Here is a 23640-nt window from a genome sequence, read left to right on the forward strand (position 1 = left end):
AAGCTATGGCTAACTCTCCGGTTTAAGGAGTGGGAAGAGAATGACTTCACGAATTGATGGTGAGTCAGTCAGAAGCATTACGAGACGGTCAATACCAATACCCTGACCAGCTGCCGGAGGCATGCCGTATTCAAGGGCACGAAGGTAGTCTTCGTCCATGTAATGTGCTTCATCATCACCCGCTTCTTTTTCTGCAACCTGATCAAGGAAGCGCAAACGCTGATCAACAGGATCGTTAAGTTCAGAGAATGCGTTGCTCAGTTCACGGCCAGTCATGAACAATTCATAACGGTCAGTAAAACGAGGATCATCTTCGTTTTTGCGAGAAAGCGGGGAGAGGTCTGTTGGGTAATTGTAAATAAAAGTAGGCTGAATCAAATCCTGCTCAACATCAAGGTCAAACAGTTTGGCCTGAAGCTTAGCAAGCTTCTCACCTTTATGTACTTTTTCCCCACGGCTTTTCAGATGCGCAGCAAGCTTGTCGTAATCTTCGTACAGTTCGCTGGTGTGACCACCAACAACCTCTAAAGATTCGAGGAAGCCGATACGCTGCCAAGTACCCGGAGTCAGGTCAATTTCCTGCCCCTGGTAAGTAATCACGGTAGAACCGCATACTTTCTTAGCAATGTGTCCGAAAAGCTCTTCTGTAAGATCCATCAGATCTTTAAAAGTTGCATACGCCCAGTAGAACTCACACATGGTAAATTCTGGGTTATGCTGTGTTGAAACACCTTCGTTACGGAAGTTACGGTTAATTTCAAAAACTTTTTCGAAACCACCGACGAGAAGACGCTTCAAGTAAAGTTCCGGCGCAATACGCATGAACATTTCATGGTCTTGTGCGTTATGGTGGGTGACAAACGGACGAGCAGTCGCGCCACCGGGAATTGGATGCATCATAGGAGTCTCAACTTCCATGAAGCCTCTGTCTTCCATAAATCTACGGAACTCACGTACAATCGCAGTACGTTTGCGGAAAATTTCTCGGGTCTTAGGCGTTACGATAAGGTCAACGTAGCGCTGACGGTATCGGATTTCAACGTCTTTAAGGCCATGATATTTTTCTGGGAGCGGACGGATAGACTTAGTAAGAAGCTCAACGCTCTTACAGTCTAAGGTCAGTTCACCTGTTTTAGTGCGGAACAATGTACCCACAACACCAACGATATCGCCGATGTCAAACTTCTTAAACTTCTGGTACGCTTCAGTACCAAGAGTATCGCGGGCAGCATAACACTGCATTTTACCGCTTTTATCAAGAACGTGGAAAAAGGTCACTTTACCAAAAGAACGAAGACCGACAATACGGCCTGCGCAGAAGAATTCCTTAGTAAGGGATTCTAATTCTTCGGAATCAAGTCCTTCATATTCTGCACGAATTTGAGAAAAATCGTGGTCCTTTGAAAACCCGTTTGGGTATAAAGGAATGCCTGCATCCAATAAGTCGCAGGACTTTGCCACTCTATTCTTCACCACTTCGTTTAACTCGTCACGGTCAACGAAGCTTTCCAGCATAGGCATGAAGTAATCAGCCTGGCTGGATTTAGTGGGAAGTTTTATCTTTTTACGTTTTGACTGTTCCTGTTCGCTCACGGGATCACTCCGTATAATGAATTCGATCACTGCTGAATTGGGAAGGGTTATTCCAATTACTAGCAATCGTCAAGGAACCCTCTCATCTCTGAGCATAAAATTGTTTTTTCCAATTTTTTTTTACAGAAACATAAAAAAGGCTTGACGGTATCTGAGGTTTTCTCTAAACACTTTTTCGCACTGAGGGAAACACCTCAAGCACATATTCCTCGATGGCTCAATTGGCAGAGCGGGTGACTGTTAATCACTAGGTTGTAGGTTCAAGTCCTACTCGAGGAGCCAGAATTTATAGCCTCTTTCGCAAGAAAGAGGCTTTTTTTGTGTCCTCAACCCTGTGCTCACGGCACAGCGCAGATGCGAACTACGTAAACTGCCAATTGCTACAGTTATCCTCTACATTTTCCACCAGATTTTAGAGTACGTTAGTTTCACAACAGCCACCCTTTATTATTTAGAAAACTTCACTCCTCCTAACAATATATAGTAAAGGCAAACCGTGCGTGTATCTTTTCAATGAATACGCGTTTTTCTCTTTTTCCTCTTGACGATGCCACACAGACTCCGTATACAGAATCTCGCGCTGATCATTTCAGCACATATTCCTCGATGGCTCAATTGGCAGAGCGGGTGACTGTTAATCACTAGGTTGTAGGTTCAAGTCCTACTCGAGGAGCCAGAATTTATAGCCTCTTTCGCAAGAAAGAGGCTTTTTTTGTGTCCGATGACATCAATCAACAACATCTACACCCTCCTTTCGCGGCCAATTCTCTATATTTTCCCTTTGTAGCTGCGTAAGAAGAATACCTGCGAAAGGTATCATCCACGAAATCAAACACGCTGAATCTTTCCTCTCTTAGCTACACCTAATGCAGACTCCCTCCACAACAACGCCCAACATGTCCACGTTCGCCTCACCCTCATCTCACTCTACTTTCAAAGAAAATAACTTTTTTCTTTTTTCCGCTTGACGCAGCGAGCTCTTTTCCATAAAAGCTTTTTCGCACTGAGGGAAACACCTCAAGCAAACATATTCCTCGATGGCTCAATTGGCAGAGCGGGTGACTGTTAATCACTAGGTTGTAGGTTCAAGTCCTACTCGAGGAGCCAGAATTTATAGCCTCTTTCGCAAGAAAGAGGCTTTTTTTGTGTCCAAAAAACATTTGGCACTAGAACAATTCGCATATCACTTAAACAACTTCCTCCTAAAGCCTCTGCCAGACCACTAAAACTAAAGACATGCCAGATACCTACCCCATGCAAACTTAACGCATGAATAATAGAACATAATCTAGTGCAGTCGATTTAACTTCCTGCAAAAGTTGCTGTTGACGTAAATATTTACTAACGTTATCGGTTTCACTATTCTTTATCCCAATACCTATTCCCCGCAGAAATTCGACTCACACTATCTATTTTCACAATAGTCAGGAGACTCACATGTCCTTAGCTCCCCCTTTGGCACCTGTACTGGACAAGAAGCAACAAAAAAAAGAACGACTAAAAGCGCAGGCCATTGCCAGCGGTGATTCGTATATATGGAGCTATGTAGCTTACCCAGTGGTCATCCTCATCATCAGCATGACTACCACCCTACTTGACGGGTTATCTGAGATGACTCTCGCATGGATTGGATTGTTTATTCTTAGTGCTGACCGTAAAATGCTCAAGCATCGAGACATCACTCCACCTCACTGGGGATGGATAATTCTTGCCCTTCCTTATATATGGAAACGCTGCAATATTCTTAAAAAAAGCAAGGCACCATTTTGGCTCGCAACCATAACTATAGTTATACAAATCGCGGCGATGGCGATTAGCCTTACCCTATTGACTACAGACTATAAAATAATCAAAGAACAGATTCCAAGCGTAGCTACTGAACTACTACAAGCTCCTAACACTCCTGCTCCTTACTTGGGCGCTACATGTGTTAAGCTTTCAGGCTTTAAAGATTTTTCTGAAGGACATCTCTCATGCACTCTGGATAACGGGGAAAGAATCTTTATTGATATTCTCACAAATGAAAAAGGTGAATCTTACGTGACTTGGGCTCCGTACAGTGAAAAGCCAAAAGCAAGCACCGACACCATCACCTCAACGACTGCTAACAAAACCTCTTCACCACCACCATTAAGGTAGTACTTCGACAGGAAACTCCGGTGACATCAGGTATATTTTCTTTTTTTTCATTTTTATTGTATTTTTTGGTTGACGGGCGCGTAGCAAATCCGTAAACACATTTTCGCGCTAAGGGAAACCGAAGCACACATATTCCTCGATGGCTCAATTGGCAGAGCGGGTGACTGTTAATCACTAGGTTGTAGGTTCAAGTCCTACTCGAGGAGCCAGAATTTATAGCCTCTTTCGCAAGAAAGGGGCTTTTTTTATTTCCAATACATATCCCCAACTTCCTCTCCACAACACAACTCACTGTATTTAAAAATAAAAATAGATTATAGATCTTGGTGTATAGTTTTTATACACGGTAGACGCACTGCTCATTACTGCGTATTCTACCCAAGTTTAATTTGCAGGATGACGAATTTTCAGTATTCCTGCTTACTATAGTAAACATAACGCAGGGATAGTACTCACATTTCCGTACTATACCCTGTGCCCGTGCATAAACTTGCACAGTGTTGCGACACGCAGCCTGCTGCACAAGGAGATATCATGAAAAAAATTCTATTTGCCCTTGCTTTCATTTGTATTTTTGCAACCGCTGTGTCTGCTGACGCCAAGTTTGGTAAAATGGACACAAACAGTGACGAAAGCGTTAGCTGGGAAGAATTTTCTGCAACCTACCCTTCCATGAAAGAGCTCGCGTTCCAGACTATTGATAAAGATAAGTCCGGCGGAATCTCTCATGATGAATGGCACGGATTTATGGCAGGCCATAACACCGGCGAGAAAAAAGGCGGCGGTATGATGGGTGGCATGATGGGCGGAAAAGGAAAAATGGGCTCCGGTGCTCCTGAACTCATTGCTCCTCCTACGAAATAATCAGTCTCTGAGCATTACAGCAAAAAAAAAGTCGACCTTTGGGTCGACTTTTTTTATGTCTTCCGTTCGCTATAAACAAATATCTAGCTTCCATTAAACCTCTTTTACGATATGATCATTGTGTGAGCATTGTTCTCTTCTCAATAATCATAACTTCACAGGATTATCACCTACAATGAGCCTTGCCCTTTTCTACTTTTTCCTCAAAGGTCTTTTAATCGGACTAACTATCGCTGCCCCTGTCGGACCTGTCGGAGTTCTATGCATTCATAGAACCCTTAAATACGGCAAACTTGTGGGCGTAATATCCGGACTCGGTGCTGCTTCCGCAGACCTTTTCTACGGCGCTGTTGCTGCATTCGGCCTTGTTGCCATTACAAATATGATTACTGAATCCAGCACCGTCATCAGGCTTGTTGGTGGACTTCTTTTTCTCGCAATCGGCATCCACATGCTACGGCAGCGTCCTGCATTTGTTTCTGATGCAAGTGATGTAAAAGAAGATAAAAACAAACCAAGCCTTCTTACTGCATGGCTCAGTACTTTTGTTCTCACAGCTATGAACCCCGGTACGATCATTGCGTTTACAGTTATCTTTGCCACCTTCGGCATCGATAGTGATGCAGGTGCCCCCGGCGCTGCCTCACTGGTTCTCGGTGTGTTCCTCGGTTCTGCCATCTGGTGGTGCGGTCTCTCCTTTTTTGCAAGCGCTATGCGCACATACGTAAAGCAGCACAGCAGGCTCATCAACAAAGTTTCAGGCACAATTATCATCGTTTTCGGTGCCGCTTCATTAGCCAGCCTACTCTTAGACATGTAATGGATAAATCCTTGGGATTAGCACCCTGAGGATTAATTTGCCTGCAAAGGCATTGTCTATTGCCAGACCACTACGCAATCCTTATATTCCGCCCATGACAAAAACATGGAATCAAAAATCAGAGCGTCCAGTACTCGGGCGTGCACCACTCACACAGCCTGCATTTCTTCCTATGTCCAGAAAGGAAATGGATGAACTCGGCTGGGATGAGCTCGATATACTCTTCGTTACTGGCGACTCTTACGTCGATCATCCAAGCTTTGCCGCCTCCCTTTTGGGACGCTGGCTTGTTGCACATGGATATCGCGTAGGCATTATTGCCCAGCCCCGCTGGGATAAACCGGACGACATGCTTGTAATGGGTCGTCCGCGTCTGTTCGCTTCTGTAAGCGCAGGTGCCATTGATTCCATGCTGGCCCACTACACGGCGTTTAGAAAAAAACGTCACGATGATGCGTACACCCCCGGAGGCAAAGCAGGATCTCGTCCGAACCGCGCCACCATTGTTTACTCAAACCTCGTTCGCAGTGCATTTCCCAACATTCCAGTTGTCATAGGTGGTATTGAAGCTTCATTGCGACGCATCACTCATTATGACTTCTGGACAGACAAACTTCGCCGCTCCATCCTGCTCGACAGTAAAGCGGACTGTGTTGTCTATGGCATGGGCGAATACGCCATGCTCCATATCGCTCATGTTCTCGACCAATACGGCGAAACATCCGGCACACCTTTTTCATACATTGCTCAGGACGTACGTGGCATTGCTTACATGGGAACCCATGAAGACATTCCGTCACAAGCTAAAATTGTAGAGCTTCCATCCCATGAAGAAATTGATGCGAATAGCAAAAAACTTATGACTGCTACGCTTACCCTTGAACGCCATGTTCAGGAAGCTGACGGCTGGGCTATTCAGCCGGTCGGCAAGCGCGCAGTTCTTCTTGCTCCGCCAGCTCTGCCGTTGTCTGAAGATGAAATGGACGAACTTTACGGCCTGCCGTACGCAAAAGCACAGCATCCATCCTACACTGAAAAAATTCCGTGTGTTGACATGATGACAACCAGCATCACAACTCACCGAGGCTGTGGTGGCGGCTGCTCATTCTGTTCTCTGGCACTGCATCAGGGCAGAAGAATCACATCACGCAGTAAAGAATCCATCATTCAGGAAGTGGAAAACCTCACTCGCAACAAGCGCTTCAATGGCTCTATCAGCGACGTAGGTGGCCCTTCTGCCAACATGTGGCAGGCAAACTGTAAGGCCGACCCTGAAAAATGTAAGCGCAAAAGCTGCATGCACCCGAAAGTGTGCCCGCAATTTGCTGTGAATCAGACAAAAGGCATTACACTGCTGCGTGACATTCAAAAGGTTCCCGGAATCAAAAATGTACGCGTTGCCAGTGGCGTTCGCTTCGATCTCGCACAAAAGGACGAAACAGCCCTTCGTGCATACACCATGGAATTCACCGGCGGTCAGCTTAAAGTTGCTCCGGAACACATTTGTGATGGTGTGTTGAATCGTATGCGAAAACCTGGTGTTGCTTCCTTTGAACATTTCCTCGGCGCATTCAAGAAATATTCTGAACAGGCAGGGAAAGAACAGTACGTTGTTCCGTACCTGATGAGTGCATTCCCGGGCTGTTCCGACAACCACATGCGCGAACTTGGCAACTGGCTTCGCTCCAGAGGCTGGCAGCCGCAACAGGTGCAGTGCTTCATCCCTACACCGGGTACTGTCGCAACAGCATCCTACTTTGCTCGCATTGATGAAAACGGTGATGATATTTTTGTCGCGTACACCGATGCCGAACGTCTTCGTCAGCACCACATTTTGATTCCAAGTGTCGGGCGCAAAGAAAGCAAGGCACCACAGGGAAAACGCGGAGCATACGCTGGCAAGTCAAATGGTAAGCCAAGTGGTAAACCAGATTCGAAACGTGGTTCCAGTAACCATGCCTCCGGTAAACGTTCCGAACGCAAAAGCCAGCCTAAACGTGAGCAGCAACCAACTCCGAACAGCAAGTCTGGTCCGAAAAAAGCATCTCCGTTCTCTGTGAACAACCGCTAGTTACGAAGATACGTTTCAAACGATGTGCAAGGGTGTAAAATCACCCCTCATGAAAAGATAAAAGCTCAGGTCGACAAGCAGAAATTCTGCAAGCCGACCTGAGCTTTTTTTATAGATATAAACGCGACATACTTTTTTCAATGCATACGCGCGTACTTTCGTCCTATTCAGATGAAAAATTACTTAACAACCACTCAACAGTGCCAGAAACTGCCCACCGTTCTTGATCGGGCATGCTTAATGCCTCTTTTTCAGTGCGGTTTGAAAGCTGTGCAATAAGATAGTTTTCCAGAAGCGTTACGATTTCTGATTCGATGCGCTTACCATTCAACAGTTGTTGAACAATATGTTGCTGCTCATCCTGAGAGAACACAGAAAAAAGCCTCGCCGCGTACTCCCTGTCTGTTTCCAAAAGCAATAAAATAACTGCACCTTGAATTGAAACAGGCTCGCTTCGGAGTATCAATGCTACGTCTTCTACAGGGACAGACAGAATCAATGCAAACGGCATATGCACTCTGCTATTCCGGCATAACGCTACAACCTGCGCCATATCTTTCGCAGCAATAGATCGAATCATAAGCCGCCGAACCAGTGCGCTGTCCACAACTAAAGCTCCAACGCTGACAATCGAACTATTCCGACTTTTCAATAGCGCATTGACCTGTTCAGGATACAACGACGGCAACTTTCCAGCTTCACGTAAGAACCCCGCAGCTGCTTCCGGAGAAAAACTGCTGAGCACTTGCGCGGCATGGCTTTCGCCAAGCGCCAGAACTGAAGCAACAAACTGCTGCGATTCAGACAGAACTGTTTCAATCCCAGCTCTATGCCCGACCCGTCGATCTATGGCTTCCTGTTTATCCTTGCTCATCTTTTCAACAAGCGTCAGTCTTCTATCTTCGGACAACTGCGAAAGTATAACGGCTGCGGACAATGGATGCTGACTTACTAATTCAGCCCGTAATGCTTCATTATCCAGCCGTAAAAGCCGCTCTACAGCTGAAGTATCAATCTCTGTAAATTCTGGGACAAGAATAGACTGTTCACCTGTAAGAATCGGGAGAATCTCCTCAAGCATCTTTTCAGGGAACACAATCATCATCGAACCACTGTTGCTTGCGGGGTCACGCCCTTCAGCTGTGTTCATATCTATGCTGACAGAAAGCTCACAAACGATGCAAGGTTCGTCCAGCCAAAAATGTTTACTGTAGAGCGCTGGTTCATCAGCTTTGCTGTGCTTGGATTCCACTTCGTAAAACGGAGCCAGCGCCCATTCCAAATCAAGCAATAGCAAATGAAGCACGTGGCGCACCACATTGCTTGCGATGGGAAAAACAGGAATATTTTTTTTGCTCTTCTTCAGCTCTGCTAACCTGCGGAGCAACTGTGGAACCGGCTCCTGTTCCCCTGCGGAAAAAATCGCGTTAGCAAGCCCGACCGCTACTTCACGCTCCATTCCAAAAACACTCACGCCATCCAGAGGAAACATAGAAAAAGTTGTTGCTACAGGATGATCCATCCGCAGCCATACATCAAACGGGGCACGTGCGGAACGAACAGCTTTTACCTGACAGGACTGATTTGTCATTTTACACAACCGCTTTGATGCCACGGCTGCAAACTTATTCAGCACCTTATCGAGCACGGGGAACTGCATTGACTTTTGGTATCGGTACTCAAGCAAATGAGTCAACGTGCCGTGCTTTTGTGCATCTGCAAGCTGTTTGGGCGGCAATCCCAAAATAAAGTTTGAACCGGCAGCACTACCTGACGAACTGCCCTTTTCGGCGTCATCCGAAGGGCTTTTCAAAAGCCACTGCATCTCTTCGATAGTCACTTCATTATTGGGTGACGTCGGCTTGTCTGATCCGAACAACTCGGTCACGAGATCACTTTCAACACCGGTCAGTGATGCTTGCCATGCCTCATCAGACCACGGATCAAGATCTATCGTAACCTCTATTTCAACCTTATCTGTCTCGCTTTTCGTCTTCTGTTTTCTTTCCACAGATGAATCTGACGCCTTGCCTAAGGTATCAGCAGGAACTTCAGGCGCATCTGTTGGCACATCAGCAGAGGTACCGGCAGACGACTCGCCCTGCGTGCCATCGACTGATCCCTTAACGGCTTTGGCGGCATTTTTCTTTGAATGAAAAGGGAGGACTTTGCCTCTTTCCCGTTTTTTAGTCATACACATTTCCTGAGTATACTGTTCTATGTGAGCCTAACAGCTATCTATATATACTGATACTACTGCTACGCCCAAGTATATCTATACTACAGTTAGAAAAATTTGCACTACCCTTCCGATTATATATACTAACGTAATCGGAGCATTCACTACAAAAAAAACACTGTAACCCTTGCCCCTTTTCGAACATGCAGATACCCTACCAAGTATTATATTTAGCATAGGGTAGGACGCTAATTTTCTTTTATCATAAATAGTTGCATGCGCATCATTTTGTAAAAGCAGCCCCCATAACACTATGTAGTTATACACTGACCATGGCACAATTCATGATGTTTCATTTCCTGTTATGACGTTGATACTAACGTCATACTCTGCTGCGAGGAGGACACGGTGGCTACAATGGATACTTCCTATTGGAGAAGGAGTATTTACAATATTCTTGACGGATTAAGCGACGGCTTATCCCATTTCGCCGGTCCCAGCCGAGTAGCATTACTCATATGCCTTGAAGCTGAGGGACCATTTTACATTCTTGATCCGCAGAATTTGTTAGACGGTCACCAGCCACGCCTTAAAGATCTTTATACTACTTTTCGGGAGACGACTTCTTGCAATCTTTTGCCGGAATTCAATCCATCAGAAGACCCGCAGCTTTCCGGTCTGATCGCTTATGGTGGTTCCTGCACCACTCTTCCTTTCCAAATGTGGTTTACAGAAGAACACCCTGACATTTGCTCCAAAGGCCCAACGTTGCGCTGGCTGGAATATGCAGCAACGCAATTATGTGCCGACTTTGGTCAAGGCGCAGGGCTACGAAACGACACTTCCAGTTATGTGCTGCAAGGATACGCCCAGCACGCCATCCGTGATTATATTATCGACAAACGAAGCGAAGCTTTAGGAATGGATACATATTTACGTATTTATCCTACACTTAATGCTATTTTGGGTATTTCAAATACGAGGGAAGAAGGGGAATGGCCACGAGGTAACATTGCTTTTGTGGAACCGCGCCTTTTGCAGCATGTTCACTTCCAAGCATCATTTCCACGCATGGAACAACCGTTGCTCGTAAATCTCCGTCATTGCAGAAAGACTCTGCAAGCAGTCGAAAACACAGAACGGTTCCTTATTTCAGACGGGTGTACTCTTGCCGGAGTTGCATCCGGCGATCTTCCTCCCGGATCTATCCTTGCGACCTTCGAAGGTAACCATGGGATGGTCAAACTTGATGACGAACTCATTTGCAGCTTTGCGTCAGGCAATTTTCTCGCAACCAACCGCAGGCCGAACCTTGTTCAGCTGGAAGAAGCGCTGCTTGAGTCCAACTTAACGCCTAAGCAACAGCATAATATTTTTCATTACATTACACGCGTGGTTATACAAGCACGTGAACGTAAGCACGGCTGTACTCTCGTGTTAGACCTCAATACAATTCCGCGAAACATTGCAGGCCAGACACTCCAAACTCCATTGGATTTGAGCATGCCGGAAAATATCGACATTGCATGTTCCCTTGCAAAGGTTGATGGCGCATTGCACATCAGCAAATCGTCTACTCTTCTCGGCTTCGCATGCCTGCTGGACGGAAGGACAGTTCCCGGAGAAAACAGAGCGCGTGGAGCACGATTTAACTCCGCAGTTCGTTTTACTGCCATGCACAAAAATATCATCACTATTGTTGTGTCGTCAGACAGACCAGTATCCGTTATCCAGCACGGCATTGAACTGACTGCCCAATGCCGATGGAAACCGATAAGCTATATATCAACACCGCCACGCCTTACCGACTGGCTCGAAGAATAACTATTCTATCGGAACACCCTGCGTAAGAAATGCAAAGCCGTATGAAGAACCGGTACCAAGCATAATGCTTTCGATAATCGGCACATCTACTGCTTTGTCCGCTTCCCATTTAACAATGAAGTTAGCTCCGGAGCCACCTTCGTCGTCATCAAGCTTTACAACATACCGCAAAGACTCAAGCGGCTTCATAAGCACAGGCTCGTCCAAATAACTACGCAACAACTTTCCAGCTGTGTCATAAAACTCTACACTAAGAATACGGATACCTTCTGCACGGCTTGTATTTCGAATGCTAAGGGTTGTTGTAAGATTCAGCTTTGCTTCTTTATTCCCATGATAAATGTAAGAATACGCCGGCACATACAATGTTTGCTTGTTCTGCATTGTTCGGGCAGCACTTAATGCAGGAGAAAAGGCCACCGTCGCAAAAAGAAACAACCCCATAATCCACGACACACGTCGAGTTATCATCTGCTCCTCCAATAGTGATTTTTATTGCAATTTTTCTATGTCACTCTACCAAACTTCATTCATTCCCGAAAGACTATTCCCATCTTTCACGAAATGTTACGAAGCGGCACAATCGGCTATCCCTCTTCAAGACATCCCCATATAGTCACCACAAAATAACATGCTATAATAATATAGTATTTAACGCCTTCTTTGATTCAGGCATCAGCATCACGGCTTCGCAAAAGAAATCCGTTACGGCATATTCCAAACTATGCTACGCTCTAGCACACTGCCAAACACTCCAGTTGCCAGTACCGCTTGTCAGACATACTACGACTTGAATTCAAAAACAGACTGCGATATTCTGTTGATATAGAAATAGATTCGACACTTGGACTGGAACCAGTCTTCATAATAGAAACGGAGTTTACTATGGCTAACTACTGGCTCGTTAAATCTGAACCCGGCTGCTACTCCATCGACACTCTTGAAAATGAGCCGGATCAGATAACATCATGGGATGGCGTACGAAATTATCAGGCACGCAATTTCATGCGCGACGGAATGAAGCTTGGCGACAAGGTACTGTTTTATCACAGCGTCACCAATCCTTCCATCGTTGGCGTATGCGAAGTTGTCCGAGAAAGCTATCCTGACCACACAGCATGGAATCCGGAAGACGATCATTTTGATCCCAAGTCGACCGTGGATAATCCCCGCTGGTACATGGTAGATGTTAAGTTTGTAGAAAAACTTCCGAGAGCGCTCTCGTTAAAAGAATTACGTCAGGTCCCAGGACTGGAAAGCATGGAACTATTACGCAAAGGCTCTCGTCTTTCTGTAATGCCCGTGGATAAAAATGAATTTGATATCATCTGCAACCTTGCAAAGGAGCAGGCATGAAAGAAACCAAAGAACGCATCACTCAACTAGAAGAGCAGCTGTATTTTCAGGACAAAACCATCACTGAACTTAATGAAGCCATAACCAGCCAACAGTTCCAGCTTGATGAAATGGAAAAGAAGATGGAAGCTATGATCATGCGAATCCGTCAACTTAGCCCAGCCCTTGATGATGGCGGCGTTGATGATGGACCACCACCACATTACGGTGGAAACTTTTAGCAATAGAGTTATCTGCGATGCGTAGCCTCGCGGCAATACTCCCCCACCCATTCTGTAAATAAAAAAAGGCTGTCCTTCGTATGAAGGACAGCCTTTTTACTATTAAAGCTATGGGATTGTGCCGCGGGTAAGCAGCACTCAACAAAGTGTGTACTACAAACCCTTACCACCAAGGTAAGCGGCCTGAATATCCGGATTGGAAAGCAGTACGTTGGCATCGTCCGCAAGAACAATGTTACCTACTTCCATTACGTACCCGCGATCAGCAAGTTTGAGTGCAGCACGTGCATTCTGTTCAACAAGAATTACGGTTAAGCCGTGCTTGTTGATCTTGCGTATAGTTTCAAAAATGGACTTCACGAGAATCGGAGCAAGGCCGAGAGACGGTTCATCCAATAACAGCAAGCGAGGGCTGGACATCAGCGCACGGCCAATTGCGAGCATCTGTTGCTCACCGCCGGACAGTGTTCCTGCAAGCTGGGTGCGACGTTCAAGCAGACGAGGAAACAGATCGTAGATCCATTCTCTGTTACGCTCAATTTTCGCGTTATCCTTCAACGTAAAGGCACCTAAATCCATGTTCTCCTCTACTGTTAACGTAGAGAACACACGACGCCCTTCCGGAGACTGGGAAATGCCCATCTTAACAATATTATGTGCCGGAACAGAATGAATAGGCTTACCGTCGAGAAAGATCTCACCTTGAGTCGCTTTCACAAGTCCACAAATGGAGTTGAGCGTGGTGGATTTTCCTGCCCCGTTGGCACCAAGAATAGTAACAATCTCACCTTCATTAACTGTGAGGTTGATACCGTGCAGTGCTTCAACTTTACCGTAGTTTACGTGCAGATCACGAAGTTCAAGTAGCATATGGCAGGTCTCCCTTACAGTAGATCATCGTCGGCACCGAGGTACGCTTCGATAACCCGGGGATCATTTTTAATAGTTTCCGGATCGCCTTCAGCGATAACTGCACCGTATTCAAGAACAACAAGGTGCTCACAGATTTTCATAACAAGGCTCATATCGTGTTCAATAAGAAGCACGGTAATGCCACGGTCACGAATGGCACCGATAATATCAATAAGCTCTTGAGTTTCCTGATCGTTCATACCGCCAGCAGGTTCGTCAAGAATGATGAACTTCGGCTCAGTTGCGAGCGCACGGGCAACTTCCAGCAAACGCTGCTTTCCGTAAGAAAGGCTATCTGCCTGAATATCCCACTGGTCTTTAAGACCAACAAACTCCAACTCAGCCATTGCTTTTTCAAGCACAAGCTTTTCTTCAGCACGTTGAGAAGGGGTACGGAACATGGAAGCAAAAATGCCTGATTTCATACGACAATGACAGCCGGAAAGTACGTTCTCCAGAGCATTCAAGCTCTTGAAAAGACGAATAGTCTGGAATGTACGTGCTATGCCAAGGTTAACAATGCGGTGGGTTTCCATACCTACTACATCTTTACCATTGAACACCGCTTCACCGGTATCTGGAACATAGTTACCGGTAATCAGGTTAAACACAGTGGTTTTACCAGCACCGTTAGGGCCGATAAGACCTACGATTGAACCTTCCTCAACATTGAAGGAAACGTCATTAACCGCAAGCAGGCCGCCAAAGGTTTTGGTAAGGTTTTTAAGCTCTACAAGACTCATGGCTGCTCTCCTTCAGCTTTGCTGAAAAAGCGGGAAACATCGTATTTTCGTGGTAAAGGAGGTAACAGACCCTGTGTGCGGAAAATCATCATTGCGACCATTGCGGCACCAAAAATAAGCATTCGGGCAGACGCAAAATCACGGAAGACTTCCGGCAGGCCGATAATAAGGAACGCACCGAGAAGAACTCCGCGGATTGAACCCATACCACCGAGAATAACAATGGTAAACAGCAATACAGACTCCCAGAACGAAAACGATTCAGGAGAAATAATTTTCATTTTACCGGCAAAGATAGTTCCGACCATGCCAGCCCAGAATGCACCGATAACGAATGCTATGAGCTTGTAACGGGAAATATCAATACCAGAGCCATCTGCTGCCACGTCATCATCTTTAATATAGTTAAGCGCTCTGCCGAATCGAGAATTTTCCAACCTATGGAAGAGGAAAATTGTTACGGCACAGAATCCCCAGATCAAATAAAAGAACTGGTGTGGACGCTTAATTTTAAAACCGAACAACATTGGACGGTCAATACCGAAAATGCCGTTAGCACCACCGGTTAACCCGCCAACATCGTTGATAAGAGCAATACGAACAATTTCGACGATACCAATCGTAACGATAAGCAAATAGTCACCACGAAGGTGAATAATTGGTCGCGCTACAATAAGACCGAATATTCCGGCAAAGATGCCAGCAAGTGGCATTGTCCATAACAACGGAATATCGAACATCGTATTCAAAATTGCGGAGGTGTATGCACCAACCGCAAAAAATGCTGCATGTCCCATCTGGAACAAACCACACTGACCAAGAATAATATTCAGGCTGAGCGCAAGAATTGCGTACAGGCCGATATTGTTCAGAACATCAGTCCAGTATGCATTGAGTACCAGCGGAGAAAATGCAAAAAGCACAGCCCCTGCAAGGTACAAAATATCTTGTTTCTTTACGATCATATCTTATCTGCCACCCTTTCGCCCAAAATTCCGGTCGGACGGACGATCAAAATGAGAATGAGCACAAAGAAGGAGATTGCATCTTTCCATGCGATGGAAATGTAAGCAGCTCCGAGAGATTCTACAACGCCAAGCAGCAGGCCGCCGAGCATCGCGCCCGGAATGTTGCCAATGCCACCAAGAATTGCAGCAGTAAACGCTTTAAGGCCGTATAACCAACCCATCGTAAAGTTAATCTGACCGTAGTACAGACCAACCATAACACCGGCTGCACCACCAAGTGCAGGGCCGATCATAAATACGAGGCTGATAACGCGGTTAACATCGATACCCATAAGTTTTGCTGCGCCCTGATCGATTGCAGCTGCACGGATGGCTGTACCAATACGTGTCTTATGTGTGAGATAGTACAAACCACACATGAGTATGACAGAGGTCGCAAACATGAGAATACGGATAAGCGGAAGTTCTACGCCAAAAATATCCACAGTGATGTTTGGTAACAACCCATGCGGATATACGAGCGGACGCGCGCCCCAGATAAGCATAATAGCATTCTGGAAAAAGATAGACGCACCAAGAGCACTTACGACTGCTGAGAGACGCGGTGATGTTCTAAGCGGGCGGTAGGCAACTCGTTCGAGCAAAAAACCTACGACACCAACAAGAATAACAACCATGACTGCCAGAATTAACAAGCCTGCAATTGGTCCGAAAAAATCAGTAAGGCCTAACGATGTGAGCAGCGTTAGCCCTAAAAAAGCACCAATGGTGAACAAATCACCGTGTGCAAAGTTAATCAATTTTAATACACCATAGACCATGGTGTAACCAAGCGCGATGAGGGCATAAATGCCACCAACCGCCAAACCATTTGTTAGCTGCTGAATAAATTCTTCCATATGGAAATCCCGTTGAAAAAAAAACGGTAAAATCCAGAACACAGCACCCTTGCCGTGCTGTGTTCTGGAAAAATGAAGCCGAGTTTACGGTAACATTACAAATTCGCCGTTAGCATTAACTTCGCTAAGGCGGTAGAACTTGCCGGAACGGTCACCTTTTTCATCAAAAGCGATGGTGCCGGTAAGCCCAGGGAAGTTTTCCATTTTGTTACGTAAGTAATCGGAAAGAACTTCTGGATCGGTAGAATCTGTCTGGCGAAGTGCTTCAACGATTGCGAGGAACGCATCGCCAGCAAATACAGACCAGATAGAAGCAGGCAGTACGTTGTACTCTGCTTTGTATTTATCCAGAACGTCTTTTGCAAAAGGAGAAGTAAGGTCGTTAACGCCCGGAGGGCTCACGAAGAAGAAGCCTTTAGCTGCGTCGTTACCAGCAATCTTAACGAGGTCAAGGTTGTTAGTTGCGTCGCCGCCCATCATAGGAACATCCCACTTCATTTCTTTTTTCTGGCGAAGCAACAAGCCTGCTTCGTTAAAGTAGCCAGTGTAGAAAATCACGTCGGGTTTGTAGCCTTTAATTTTGGTAAGAATAGTATTGTAGTCCTGCTCGCCCGGGTTGAGCGCATCAAAGAATACTACACTGTCGTCGTCAAGAAGCTTGCGAGTTTCGTCTGCAAGGCCTTTCGCGTAGGAAGAGTTATCGTGCAGAATAGCAATACGTTTGTATCCACGATCTTTCAAAACCTGTGCTGCGGCAGCACCCTGAGAATCGTCACGAGGACATGTACGGAAGAAGTTAGCAAGACCTTTTTCAGTCAAACGCACCATGGTAGAACCGGTAGCAATTTGAATGACATCTTCTTCGTCATAAATATCCTGTGCTGCTTCAGTAATAGAAGAGCCATAGGTACCAATAACCGCAACTACGTCAGAAGTAACAAGACGCTGAGCGGCAAGAGCTGCTGTTTTAGGGTCAAATGCATCGTCTTCTGCAATAATTTCAATCTGCTTACCGTTAACACCGCCATCGGCATTAATTTTAGCAGCAAGAATCTCAACAAGATTCTTCATATCAAGACCTTCAGATGCATATTTGCCTGTGAGTGGTGCCTGTAAGCCAATTTTAATAGTATCTGCCAGTGCAGCAGATGACATCAACAATGAAGCAACCAACCCGAAGGCTAAAACGCGCATAAATCTTTTCATTCGAAATCCTCCTATGGATGACTTTCTATAAAATCCTACAAATAATTCCCTCTCCTTTAGCGAAAACCAACCTCAAAACCCAATTTCACAGGGCTTTGGGTATATTCATCTCACATAACAACCCACAACAAATTTGTCAAAAAATATGCATCTTAAGGTGATAGAATGATATTTTTTTATTGTGGATTTTTATCCAAACTTTGGAACCCCATGCTACACCTACGCTACGCAGGGTTGTGAAATATATAACTAATCATATTTCATACAATACTGAATGAGTCTTCAATCAATATCATAGTAAAAAACGAGCTTTCGTTAAAAAAAAGACGGTGTGTTATGTATTTGAAAAAATATTTGCTGCATTAAACAGAAAACGGATACCATTATACTACTCCTCAACAGAGAAAAAGAAGTAGAAAAAGTGTTTTTTAAAAGCATGCACCAGCATTATTGGCACACAACAAAAAAGAAGCGTATATCTGTAAAAAATTACAGTCATACCTTCATTATGAAAAAGCATCTTGTTCTACTACCAGCAAAAACACAGCTCCCTACTATGCAAAACACAGCATGCTGCGATTTTTACTGTAAAAATAGCACCACATATCTTCAATGCAGGAACCCTCTCTTATACACATTTTTTAAGAAATATAAAGGGGTAAATAGAAAATTCTATTCGAGGCACTTATATTGCATACAGAATGTTCGTTTGACAAAGAATGCAATCTCAACAATACAAACTTACGACATGTAATCAATATCATAATATTCTAAAATAAAACATATTTTCATAATAACATTTTGAAAAGCAAATAAAAAAATCGGCTAACCTGTTTCATATTTACAACAGACTAGCCGATATTCCTTTGCTTCCCAAACTATCCAACGCCTAAGACTGCAAGCATTAAAATGTACATAATAAAACTATATATTTTAGCATCATAGCATAGCTTGAACACTGTTTTATGCATCACTAACTTTGACCGCATTTGAGCAATGAACTTTTGCTTCATCTGAAATTATTCCATAAATAGTTTCAAGACGCTTTTTCAATACAGGTGAGAGCTCTTCTAAACTCTTTTCCTCTGCCCCCATCTCAGGCGGATCATACAACCCGACATGCTTAGCGAGCATCTCAAGTGCTTTTAACTTTGAATGCTGTTTAACTCGCACGGTACCTCCACGAGTCGTCACAGTCTCAGTTATTTCTGCAATGGATGCAGCCTGCGCGTCACTTAAGTCCTGAGAGTTTATAAGCACAAGATGTCCATCATCCCAAGTACACACATCTTTCAAGCTGGCAAAACCTACTGCTGCCAATTCACGAATCACGGCATCCTGCGTAACCTGCGCCCGTTCCGCACGCTCCTGCTGGCGAGCCTGAATCTCCTCCACAATTTCTGGAACAGCAAGCAAACGCCTTGCAGTTGTAGATGCAGACCGCCTCGAATACCCCGCTCTGTACGCAGCAAGACATCCATTATAATCAGTTACGTACTCATTAACGAAACGCCGTTGTTTCGCTGAAATCTTGCGTGCCACGCAACTACCTTTCTTTTTACCTACAGCACTTTTTTTCGTAACTTTAATCTTCTCTTTCTTTTCAACAGACTCTGCTTCGTCGTTTGCGCATGTAATTTCTAATGCCATTAGTTGCGATCCCTCCGTAGATCTGCCTTAATCTCCGAAAGAACTTCCTGCATGGCGGCTACCCGTTCATCAATACGCGCCACCTTTACAACAACTTGCTGCTGCGATGCGTATTCTTTCGATAACAAACCGGTCACTTGCTCAACATGTTCAAGCCGAGCGCTAAAGCTGCTAAAAACACCTGCAACTGTTGCCACGGCGGTAATTAACGCAAAGGCAACACTCAAAGTGACATTCCGGTCCATATGCCAACGAGATTCACTGCTACATCCCACTGCTGCCTCCATTACCGGCTTTATCTTTGCGGTATGATCCGAGAGAAGAACCAAGGTAGTAGTTCACCACTGCACCAAACGCAGTGCCCAGAGAGCCGAGCAAGAGCAGAGCAGGCTCACTCACATCAGGAGTTGAAACAATGATGTTCAACATCCAAAAGAATCCGCCAATAACCACCAAAGCAACCACACCAGTTACCCATGCACCGCCATGCCCTGCTTTTGCCAATGCAACCTCGCGAGCGCGGGCATCCTGCACATTTCGTAGCTCTGCATCCAATTGTGCACGTTGCCAACCCAGTAACTGCGCCTGCTGCTCTACTTCAAGTTGTTTAAGCTTCAGCAATATCTTCGGATCCCGAAGCGCTGCTTCAACAGCTTCCGGCTCTGAATCGACTCCAAGAAAACTACTTATGAGCGCACCAGCTGCTCCCGCAATTGCTCCAACCGGCCCTCCTAAAGCTGCTCCCAGTACCGGTGCGACTTTAGCGACACTCAAGCCTAAATCTTTCCAATCCATACAATCTCCTTATTTCACGACAGCATACCCCGTAAAAAAAAACACAACCGGTGATAGCCCTATGAAACAAGGATGCTACGACGCTCTTACGCATACGCACCACTGATGGACTCACTTTCTTTCACTAGGATTTTTTTCCAAATAAAAAGAGCGCCTTCGTTTCCGAAGACGCTCATAGTGATAGCAATCTAAAAAGCCTTACTGGCTTAACTGTGTGGGAGACACCTTTGCGGAGGGCTCATTTATTACAAATGGCATCCGTTAGGAATTGATCGAAAATACATGTCGGGGAAAGGCGCTTATATCGAGACTTGCGCCGAAGAATCTATAGCAAGACACATCAAATTAAAGGACGGGCCTGTCCGACAACATATTCATTTGGAGCTATGGAACACATACTCCGCTAACAAGTGCATCATCATACGGAGCGGGAAAACCAAGGTCTGCACCTTCTGCCAAAGCGTCACACCCTTCATCAACTTTCAGCTGCGATATAAGAAGCTCGCCGAAAAAATTCCAAGCTGTGCCATTTGAGCCATCCAAGTCCAACGCAACCTCATAGTTCTTCTTGGCTCCCATATAGTTACCAAGTCCAAACTCTGCGTATCCTCTATATGCATATGAAACACTTTCAGGATAATACCGCACAGCTTTATCAAGATCCTGAATTGCTGCCTCGTATTCCGCGAATTGAATTAACAAACGTCCACGCCGTAACCATGCTTCGCCATACTCCGGTTCAAGCCGGAGTGCCTCACGCAACAACCCCGCTGCTTTTGCCGGGTTCTCACACACACCATTTTTCCACAACACATGGGCTTTTGCATATGCAAGCTCTGCCTCATGATTAAGCTTTCCAGAAACCCCTGTAGGATTAGCTGGCGCTTTGGGCTTTACAGCTGCTCCAGAACAGCCGGAGAGTGCAAAAGCTGTTACCAGTAACAAAAAGAAAATACGCTTCATATGTAGTATGCCTAGCGGTTTGCACCGCAACAAATAGGAAAGTTAAGGAAAAGATTGACTCATTTTCCAGTACGATTTATCGGAACATCTATAACAAATAGTTTATATAGGAGTCATCATGTTTTCGTCTGCAGCGACACGCACAAAGATCCATTCCCTCATGCATCAACTTCGTTCCTATCCCTTTTTACGCCAAAAAGAAAATGCAGAACGGTGTGCAATGCTACTTGAAACAATCGATGAACAGCATGCGGTATACTCCCAACTCTGTCATTCACAAAAATACTTTGTTCAGCATTTTCAAGCAATTTTACAAAAAGAAGAAATTGAAGAAGACGATATTTTTAGTCTGCTAGAGGACCTGCTGATTCTGGTACGGGAAAAAACTTTACGGACAGGAACCCCACATGCAAACGATGCAGAACTAGCTGCACTTGCACATGTTTTGACAGGTACAAACTGGGCAAAAGATGACGGAACACTTTTTTCTGAAACTTTTTTTTACAAGGTTCCGCTCTCTCTTATCCACGCAATTTCTAGTGATTTGCATGGAAGAACAACAAGCTCACGCTACCCGACTCAATAATTTTTACAAAATTATATATAATCAGGCTAATCCCTATTCCCCGCATTAGAAGAATCTGCTATCCTTTTGTAAAGATAGAAAAATAACCCAAATAATCGGTGGGGGGATACACGATTATGGGCAGAATCTCGCCGTCTACTTTTGTAGGGAAAAGTAGACCGGCTCTCTTTTTCATTATCGCAACCTGCTGCGCGATAGTATATCACTTTGCCGTTAACCAATGGTTCTCGGACAACTCTGTTGCGCACTTTTTCCTTCCGCTGCTGGCCGGCAGCATTATCTTCATTTTCAGCTACTATCTCATCCGCCAGAAAGACAAGTTTCACGACACTGCAACGGCAAAGTCTGAAGAACTTTCTGCTGCCCAAGCAGAAACTCTACAGTTGCGTATGCGATTAGTAGATGTGGAACGAAAATCACTTGCTACCCGTCGAGAACTACAAGGTTTAAGACTGGAACGATGCCATGCGCATCCAGAAACAAGTAAGTTTGAAACCACATTTCATGCAACACCAGACCCTATGCTGCTTGCTGATATGGAATCAGGTCTTGTCACAGATGTTAATGAAAGTTTTTTGCATTTGCTGGATCACAACTGGCAGGATGTTTACAATAATACAGTCAGTGCTATTTTTACGTGGGCGAATGTGAAGGATGCCAAGCGGTTTGCCAATGCCCTGCTTACGGGAAAACCGGTAAACAACTTACAGGCAGTTTCCGAACGCAAAAGCGGAAAAAAATTCTTCGCACTTGTTTCTATGCGGTCTGTATCTATTTCCGGAAAACGCACAGTCATCATTGCTGTTCGCGATTACTCTGACTTACATGCAGCTCAACATGAAATTCGTCTATATTCAAAAGCCTTGGAACAAAGCCCTGCCGGAACAGCGATCCTTTCTATTGATGGATGCGTTGAATATGTGAATACCAGGTTCACACAAATCACCGGATACACGGCAGACGAATTGCACGGAAACCAAGTTCCTTTTCTGGAAACTCTGTCTAACAGCACCCATTTTTCATGGAAGACTCTGACAAATACACCGGAATGGCGTGATGACATTTTCACCATACGCAAAGACAACACAAAATGTTGGCTTTCACTTTCCATCTCCCCTGTAGTCGAACATGAGGCTCTTGCCCGTTACGTGCTTATTCTTGAAGATATTACAGACAAAAAAGAACAAGAGCGCCGCATTCAGCATATGGCTCTGCACGATGGACTGACAGGAGTGGCAAACCGCCGCCAATTCAAAATGCAACTCTCCCATTCCATTGAACTGCAACACCGCAGTCAGGTTCCGTTCTCGGTCGTCTTTATCGATTTAAATGACTTTAAGGAGATTAACGATACGCGAGGACATGACTTTGGTGATGAAGTACTCAAAAAAGTAGCAAAGCGTCTTAAGCACATATTGCGCGAAGTTGACCTTGTGGCACGCCCGGGCGGAGATGAATTTTTACTTTTACTAAGCGGTATTCATTCTGTGGAAGATTTACAGACAACACTTCTTCGCATTGCCTACCACATTGCTCGACAAATGGAGTTTAACGACGCAACCACAACAAGTATGACCGCAGCAATGGGGGTTGCCATGTGTCCTGAACACGCCACAAGCGCGGACGAGCTTCTTTCAAAAGCAGACCATGCAATGTACGCGTGCAAACGCACTCCCAACACCCCATATGTAATATGGGACCCGACCATCGATATGGAACAACAAGCGTCTTAATTAAACGATGGTATCCATCAGATTTGAACAACAATATCCATCAGAGCTAAGCGCGATTGATTTGCTAACTAAACGACAGTGCATGTTCCAAGTGAACAATGGTGAATGCCGTCGCCAG

The 23640-nt window shown here is 45.1% G+C and carries 21 protein-coding genes and 4 tRNA genes; 13 read left to right on the plus strand and 12 right to left on the minus strand.

Features of this window, described 5'->3' with window-relative positions; all coding sequences use genetic code 11:
- Positions 1-9: 9 nt before the first annotated feature.
- Positions 10-1515 carry a lysine--tRNA ligase gene (gene lysS / locus ACZ5V1_RS10870; RefSeq protein WP_464391620.1) on the minus strand — a complete coding sequence of 502 codons (1506 nt, stop codon included), beginning with the start codon at positions 1513-1515 and terminating at the stop codon, positions 10-12.
- 284 nt (positions 1516-1799) lie between these two features.
- On the opposite strand from lysS, the gene ACZ5V1_RS10875 reads away from it, so the two are divergent.
- The 8 genes from ACZ5V1_RS10875 to ACZ5V1_RS10910 all read left to right on the plus strand — a co-directional run bounded on the left by ACZ5V1_RS10875 (position 1800) and on the right by ACZ5V1_RS10910 (position 7487).
- Positions 1800-1875: transfer RNA gene (locus tag ACZ5V1_RS10875), tRNA-Asn, on the plus strand.
- Positions 1876-2193: 318 nt separating this feature from the next.
- A tRNA-Asn gene (locus tag ACZ5V1_RS10880) sits at positions 2194-2269 on the plus strand.
- Positions 2270-2624: 355 nt separating this feature from the next.
- Positions 2625-2700: transfer RNA gene (locus ACZ5V1_RS10885), tRNA-Asn, on the plus strand.
- Between the two features lie 330 nt (positions 2701-3030).
- On the plus strand, positions 3031-3732 hold the full coding sequence (locus ACZ5V1_RS10890; protein WP_464388861.1) for a hypothetical protein: 702 nt from the start codon (positions 3031-3033) through the stop codon (positions 3730-3732).
- 133 nt (positions 3733-3865) lie between these two features.
- Positions 3866-3941: transfer RNA gene (locus tag ACZ5V1_RS10895), tRNA-Asn, on the plus strand.
- A gap of 325 nt (positions 3942-4266) precedes the next feature.
- The gene (locus tag ACZ5V1_RS10900) at positions 4267-4596 is read left to right on the plus strand and encodes an EF-hand domain-containing protein (RefSeq protein ID WP_464388862.1); all 330 of its coding nucleotides are present in this window, start codon (positions 4267-4269) and stop codon (positions 4594-4596) included.
- A gap of 175 nt (positions 4597-4771) precedes the next feature.
- Complete coding sequence (locus ACZ5V1_RS10905; RefSeq protein WP_464388863.1) at positions 4772-5416, plus strand: LysE family translocator; 645 nt, start codon at positions 4772-4774, stop codon at positions 5414-5416.
- Positions 5417-5510: 94 nt separating this feature from the next.
- Complete coding sequence (locus ACZ5V1_RS10910) at positions 5511-7487, plus strand: YgiQ family radical SAM protein (RefSeq protein WP_464391621.1); 1977 nt, start codon at positions 5511-5513, stop codon at positions 7485-7487.
- 163 nt (positions 7488-7650) lie between these two features.
- Here the strand turns inward: ACZ5V1_RS10910 and ACZ5V1_RS10915 are convergent, their stop codons facing one another.
- Positions 7651-9681: a hypothetical protein gene (locus ACZ5V1_RS10915; protein ID WP_464388864.1), complete on the minus strand. Its 2031-nt coding sequence runs from the start codon at positions 9679-9681 to the stop codon at positions 7651-7653.
- Between the two features lie 402 nt (positions 9682-10083).
- Between ACZ5V1_RS10915 and ACZ5V1_RS10920 the strand changes: the two genes are divergently transcribed.
- Positions 10084-11490: a DNA integrity scanning protein DisA nucleotide-binding domain protein gene (locus tag ACZ5V1_RS10920; RefSeq protein WP_464391622.1), complete on the plus strand. Its 1407-nt coding sequence runs from the start codon at positions 10084-10086 to the stop codon at positions 11488-11490.
- Here the strand turns inward: ACZ5V1_RS10920 and ACZ5V1_RS10925 are convergent, their stop codons facing one another.
- Positions 11491-11961 (minus strand): DUF3124 domain-containing protein, encoded by a 471-nt coding sequence (locus ACZ5V1_RS10925; protein ID WP_464388865.1) that lies wholly within the window; start codon positions 11959-11961, stop codon positions 11491-11493.
- A gap of 414 nt (positions 11962-12375) precedes the next feature.
- Here ACZ5V1_RS10925 and ACZ5V1_RS10930 point away from each other — a divergent pair, with 414 nt between their 5' ends.
- Positions 12376-12846 carry an EVE domain-containing protein gene (locus ACZ5V1_RS10930; RefSeq protein ID WP_464388866.1) on the plus strand — a complete coding sequence of 157 codons (471 nt, stop codon included), beginning with the start codon at positions 12376-12378 and terminating at the stop codon, positions 12844-12846.
- Positions 12843-13067 carry a SlyX family protein gene (locus ACZ5V1_RS10935; RefSeq protein ID WP_464388867.1) on the plus strand — a complete coding sequence of 75 codons (225 nt, stop codon included), beginning with the start codon at positions 12843-12845 and terminating at the stop codon, positions 13065-13067. The genes ACZ5V1_RS10930 and ACZ5V1_RS10935 overlap by 4 nt, the downstream gene beginning before the upstream one ends.
- A 153-nt stretch (positions 13068-13220) precedes the next feature.
- On the opposite strand, the gene ACZ5V1_RS10940 is transcribed toward ACZ5V1_RS10935, so the two are convergent.
- The 9 genes from ACZ5V1_RS10940 to ACZ5V1_RS10980 all read right to left on the minus strand — a co-directional run bounded on the left by ACZ5V1_RS10940 (position 13221) and on the right by ACZ5V1_RS10980 (position 21203).
- The gene (locus tag ACZ5V1_RS10940) at positions 13221-13937 is read right to left on the minus strand and encodes an ABC transporter ATP-binding protein (protein ID WP_373794484.1); all 717 of its coding nucleotides are present in this window, start codon (positions 13935-13937) and stop codon (positions 13221-13223) included.
- Between the two features lie 14 nt (positions 13938-13951).
- Positions 13952-14722 (minus strand): ABC transporter ATP-binding protein, encoded by a 771-nt coding sequence (locus ACZ5V1_RS10945; RefSeq protein WP_160716400.1) that lies wholly within the window; start codon positions 14720-14722, stop codon positions 13952-13954.
- On the minus strand, positions 14719-15687 hold the full coding sequence (locus tag ACZ5V1_RS10950) for a branched-chain amino acid ABC transporter permease (RefSeq protein WP_464388868.1): 969 nt from the start codon (positions 15685-15687) through the stop codon (positions 14719-14721). The genes ACZ5V1_RS10945 and ACZ5V1_RS10950 overlap by 4 nt, the downstream gene beginning before the upstream one ends.
- Positions 15684-16589: a branched-chain amino acid ABC transporter permease gene (locus ACZ5V1_RS10955; protein ID WP_160716398.1), complete on the minus strand. Its 906-nt coding sequence runs from the start codon at positions 16587-16589 to the stop codon at positions 15684-15686. Before ACZ5V1_RS10955 ends, ACZ5V1_RS10950 begins: the two co-directional genes overlap by 4 nt.
- Positions 16590-16673: 84 nt before the next feature.
- Positions 16674-17795, minus strand: a complete 1122-nt coding sequence (locus ACZ5V1_RS10960; RefSeq protein WP_464388869.1) for a branched-chain amino acid ABC transporter substrate-binding protein — start codon at positions 17793-17795, stop codon at positions 16674-16676.
- Positions 17796-18758: 963 nt separating this feature from the next.
- Positions 18759-19445 (minus strand): terminase small subunit, encoded by a 687-nt coding sequence (locus ACZ5V1_RS10965; RefSeq protein WP_464388870.1) that lies wholly within the window; start codon positions 19443-19445, stop codon positions 18759-18761.
- Positions 19445-19720: a hypothetical protein gene (locus ACZ5V1_RS10970; RefSeq protein WP_464388871.1), complete on the minus strand. Its 276-nt coding sequence runs from the start codon at positions 19718-19720 to the stop codon at positions 19445-19447. Before ACZ5V1_RS10970 ends, ACZ5V1_RS10965 begins: the two co-directional genes overlap by 1 nt.
- Positions 19710-20240: a hypothetical protein gene (locus ACZ5V1_RS10975; RefSeq protein ID WP_464388872.1), complete on the minus strand. Its 531-nt coding sequence runs from the start codon at positions 20238-20240 to the stop codon at positions 19710-19712. Before ACZ5V1_RS10975 ends, ACZ5V1_RS10970 begins: the two co-directional genes overlap by 11 nt.
- Positions 20241-20624: 384 nt before the next feature.
- Positions 20625-21203 (minus strand): tetratricopeptide repeat protein, encoded by a 579-nt coding sequence (locus ACZ5V1_RS10980; RefSeq protein ID WP_464388873.1) that lies wholly within the window; start codon positions 21201-21203, stop codon positions 20625-20627.
- Positions 21204-21321: 118 nt separating this feature from the next.
- Here ACZ5V1_RS10980 and ACZ5V1_RS10985 point away from each other — a divergent pair, with 118 nt between their 5' ends.
- Positions 21322-21789: a hypothetical protein gene (locus ACZ5V1_RS10985; RefSeq protein WP_464388874.1), complete on the plus strand. Its 468-nt coding sequence runs from the start codon at positions 21322-21324 to the stop codon at positions 21787-21789.
- 116 nt (positions 21790-21905) lie between these two features.
- Positions 21906-23522, plus strand: coding sequence for a diguanylate cyclase domain-containing protein (locus tag ACZ5V1_RS10990; protein ID WP_464388875.1), 1617 nt, complete (start codon positions 21906-21908; stop codon positions 23520-23522).
- The last annotated feature ends 118 nt before the right edge of the window (positions 23523-23640 follow it).

This window comes from Halodesulfovibrio oceani subsp. galateae (assembly GCF_055397225.1).

Excerpts from the sequence above, each read along its gene's own strand:
- ACZ5V1_RS10900 (WP_464388862.1), top strand. The coding sequence starts at position 4,267 with ATGAAAAAAATTCTATTTGCCCTTGCTTTCATTTGTATTTTTGCAACC.
- ACZ5V1_RS10985 (WP_464388874.1), top strand. The coding sequence starts at position 21,322 with ATGTTTTCGTCTGCAGCGACACGCACAAAGATCCATTCCCTCATGCAT.
- ACZ5V1_RS10945 (WP_160716400.1), bottom strand. The coding sequence starts at position 14,722 with ATGAGTCTTGTAGAGCTTAAAAACCTTACCAAAACCTTTGGCGGCCTG.
- ACZ5V1_RS10905 (WP_464388863.1), top strand. The coding sequence starts at position 4,772 with ATGAGCCTTGCCCTTTTCTACTTTTTCCTCAAAGGTCTTTTAATCGGA.
- ACZ5V1_RS10935 (WP_464388867.1), top strand. The coding sequence starts at position 12,843 with ATGAAAGAAACCAAAGAACGCATCACTCAACTAGAAGAGCAGCTGTAT.
- ACZ5V1_RS10990 (WP_464388875.1), top strand. The coding sequence starts at position 21,906 with ATGGGCAGAATCTCGCCGTCTACTTTTGTAGGGAAAAGTAGACCGGCT.
- ACZ5V1_RS10930 (WP_464388866.1), top strand. The coding sequence starts at position 12,376 with ATGGCTAACTACTGGCTCGTTAAATCTGAACCCGGCTGCTACTCCATC.
- ACZ5V1_RS10960 (WP_464388869.1), bottom strand. The coding sequence starts at position 17,795 with ATGAAAAGATTTATGCGCGTTTTAGCCTTCGGGTTGGTTGCTTCATTG.
- ACZ5V1_RS10920 (WP_464391622.1), top strand. The coding sequence starts at position 10,084 with ATGGATACTTCCTATTGGAGAAGGAGTATTTACAATATTCTTGACGGA.
- ACZ5V1_RS10890 (WP_464388861.1), top strand. The coding sequence starts at position 3,031 with ATGTCCTTAGCTCCCCCTTTGGCACCTGTACTGGACAAGAAGCAACAA.
- ACZ5V1_RS10965 (WP_464388870.1), bottom strand. The coding sequence starts at position 19,445 with ATGGCATTAGAAATTACATGCGCAAACGACGAAGCAGAGTCTGTTGAA.
- ACZ5V1_RS10915 (WP_464388864.1), bottom strand. The coding sequence starts at position 9,681 with ATGACTAAAAAACGGGAAAGAGGCAAAGTCCTCCCTTTTCATTCAAAG.
- lysS (WP_464391620.1), bottom strand. The coding sequence starts at position 1,515 with ATGCTGGAAAGCTTCGTTGACCGTGACGAGTTAAACGAAGTGGTGAAG.
- ACZ5V1_RS10950 (WP_464388868.1), bottom strand. The coding sequence starts at position 15,687 with ATGATCGTAAAGAAACAAGATATTTTGTACCTTGCAGGGGCTGTGCTT.
- ACZ5V1_RS10955 (WP_160716398.1), bottom strand. The coding sequence starts at position 16,589 with ATGGAAGAATTTATTCAGCAGCTAACAAATGGTTTGGCGGTTGGTGGC.
- ACZ5V1_RS10910 (WP_464391621.1), top strand. The coding sequence starts at position 5,511 with ATGACAAAAACATGGAATCAAAAATCAGAGCGTCCAGTACTCGGGCGT.
- ACZ5V1_RS10940 (WP_373794484.1), bottom strand. The coding sequence starts at position 13,937 with ATGCTACTTGAACTTCGTGATCTGCACGTAAACTACGGTAAAGTTGAA.
- ACZ5V1_RS10980 (WP_464388873.1), bottom strand. The coding sequence starts at position 21,203 with ATGAAGCGTATTTTCTTTTTGTTACTGGTAACAGCTTTTGCACTCTCC.
- ACZ5V1_RS10925 (WP_464388865.1), bottom strand. The coding sequence starts at position 11,961 with ATGATAACTCGACGTGTGTCGTGGATTATGGGGTTGTTTCTTTTTGCG.
- ACZ5V1_RS10975 (WP_464388872.1), bottom strand. The coding sequence starts at position 20,240 with ATGGATTGGAAAGATTTAGGCTTGAGTGTCGCTAAAGTCGCACCGGTA.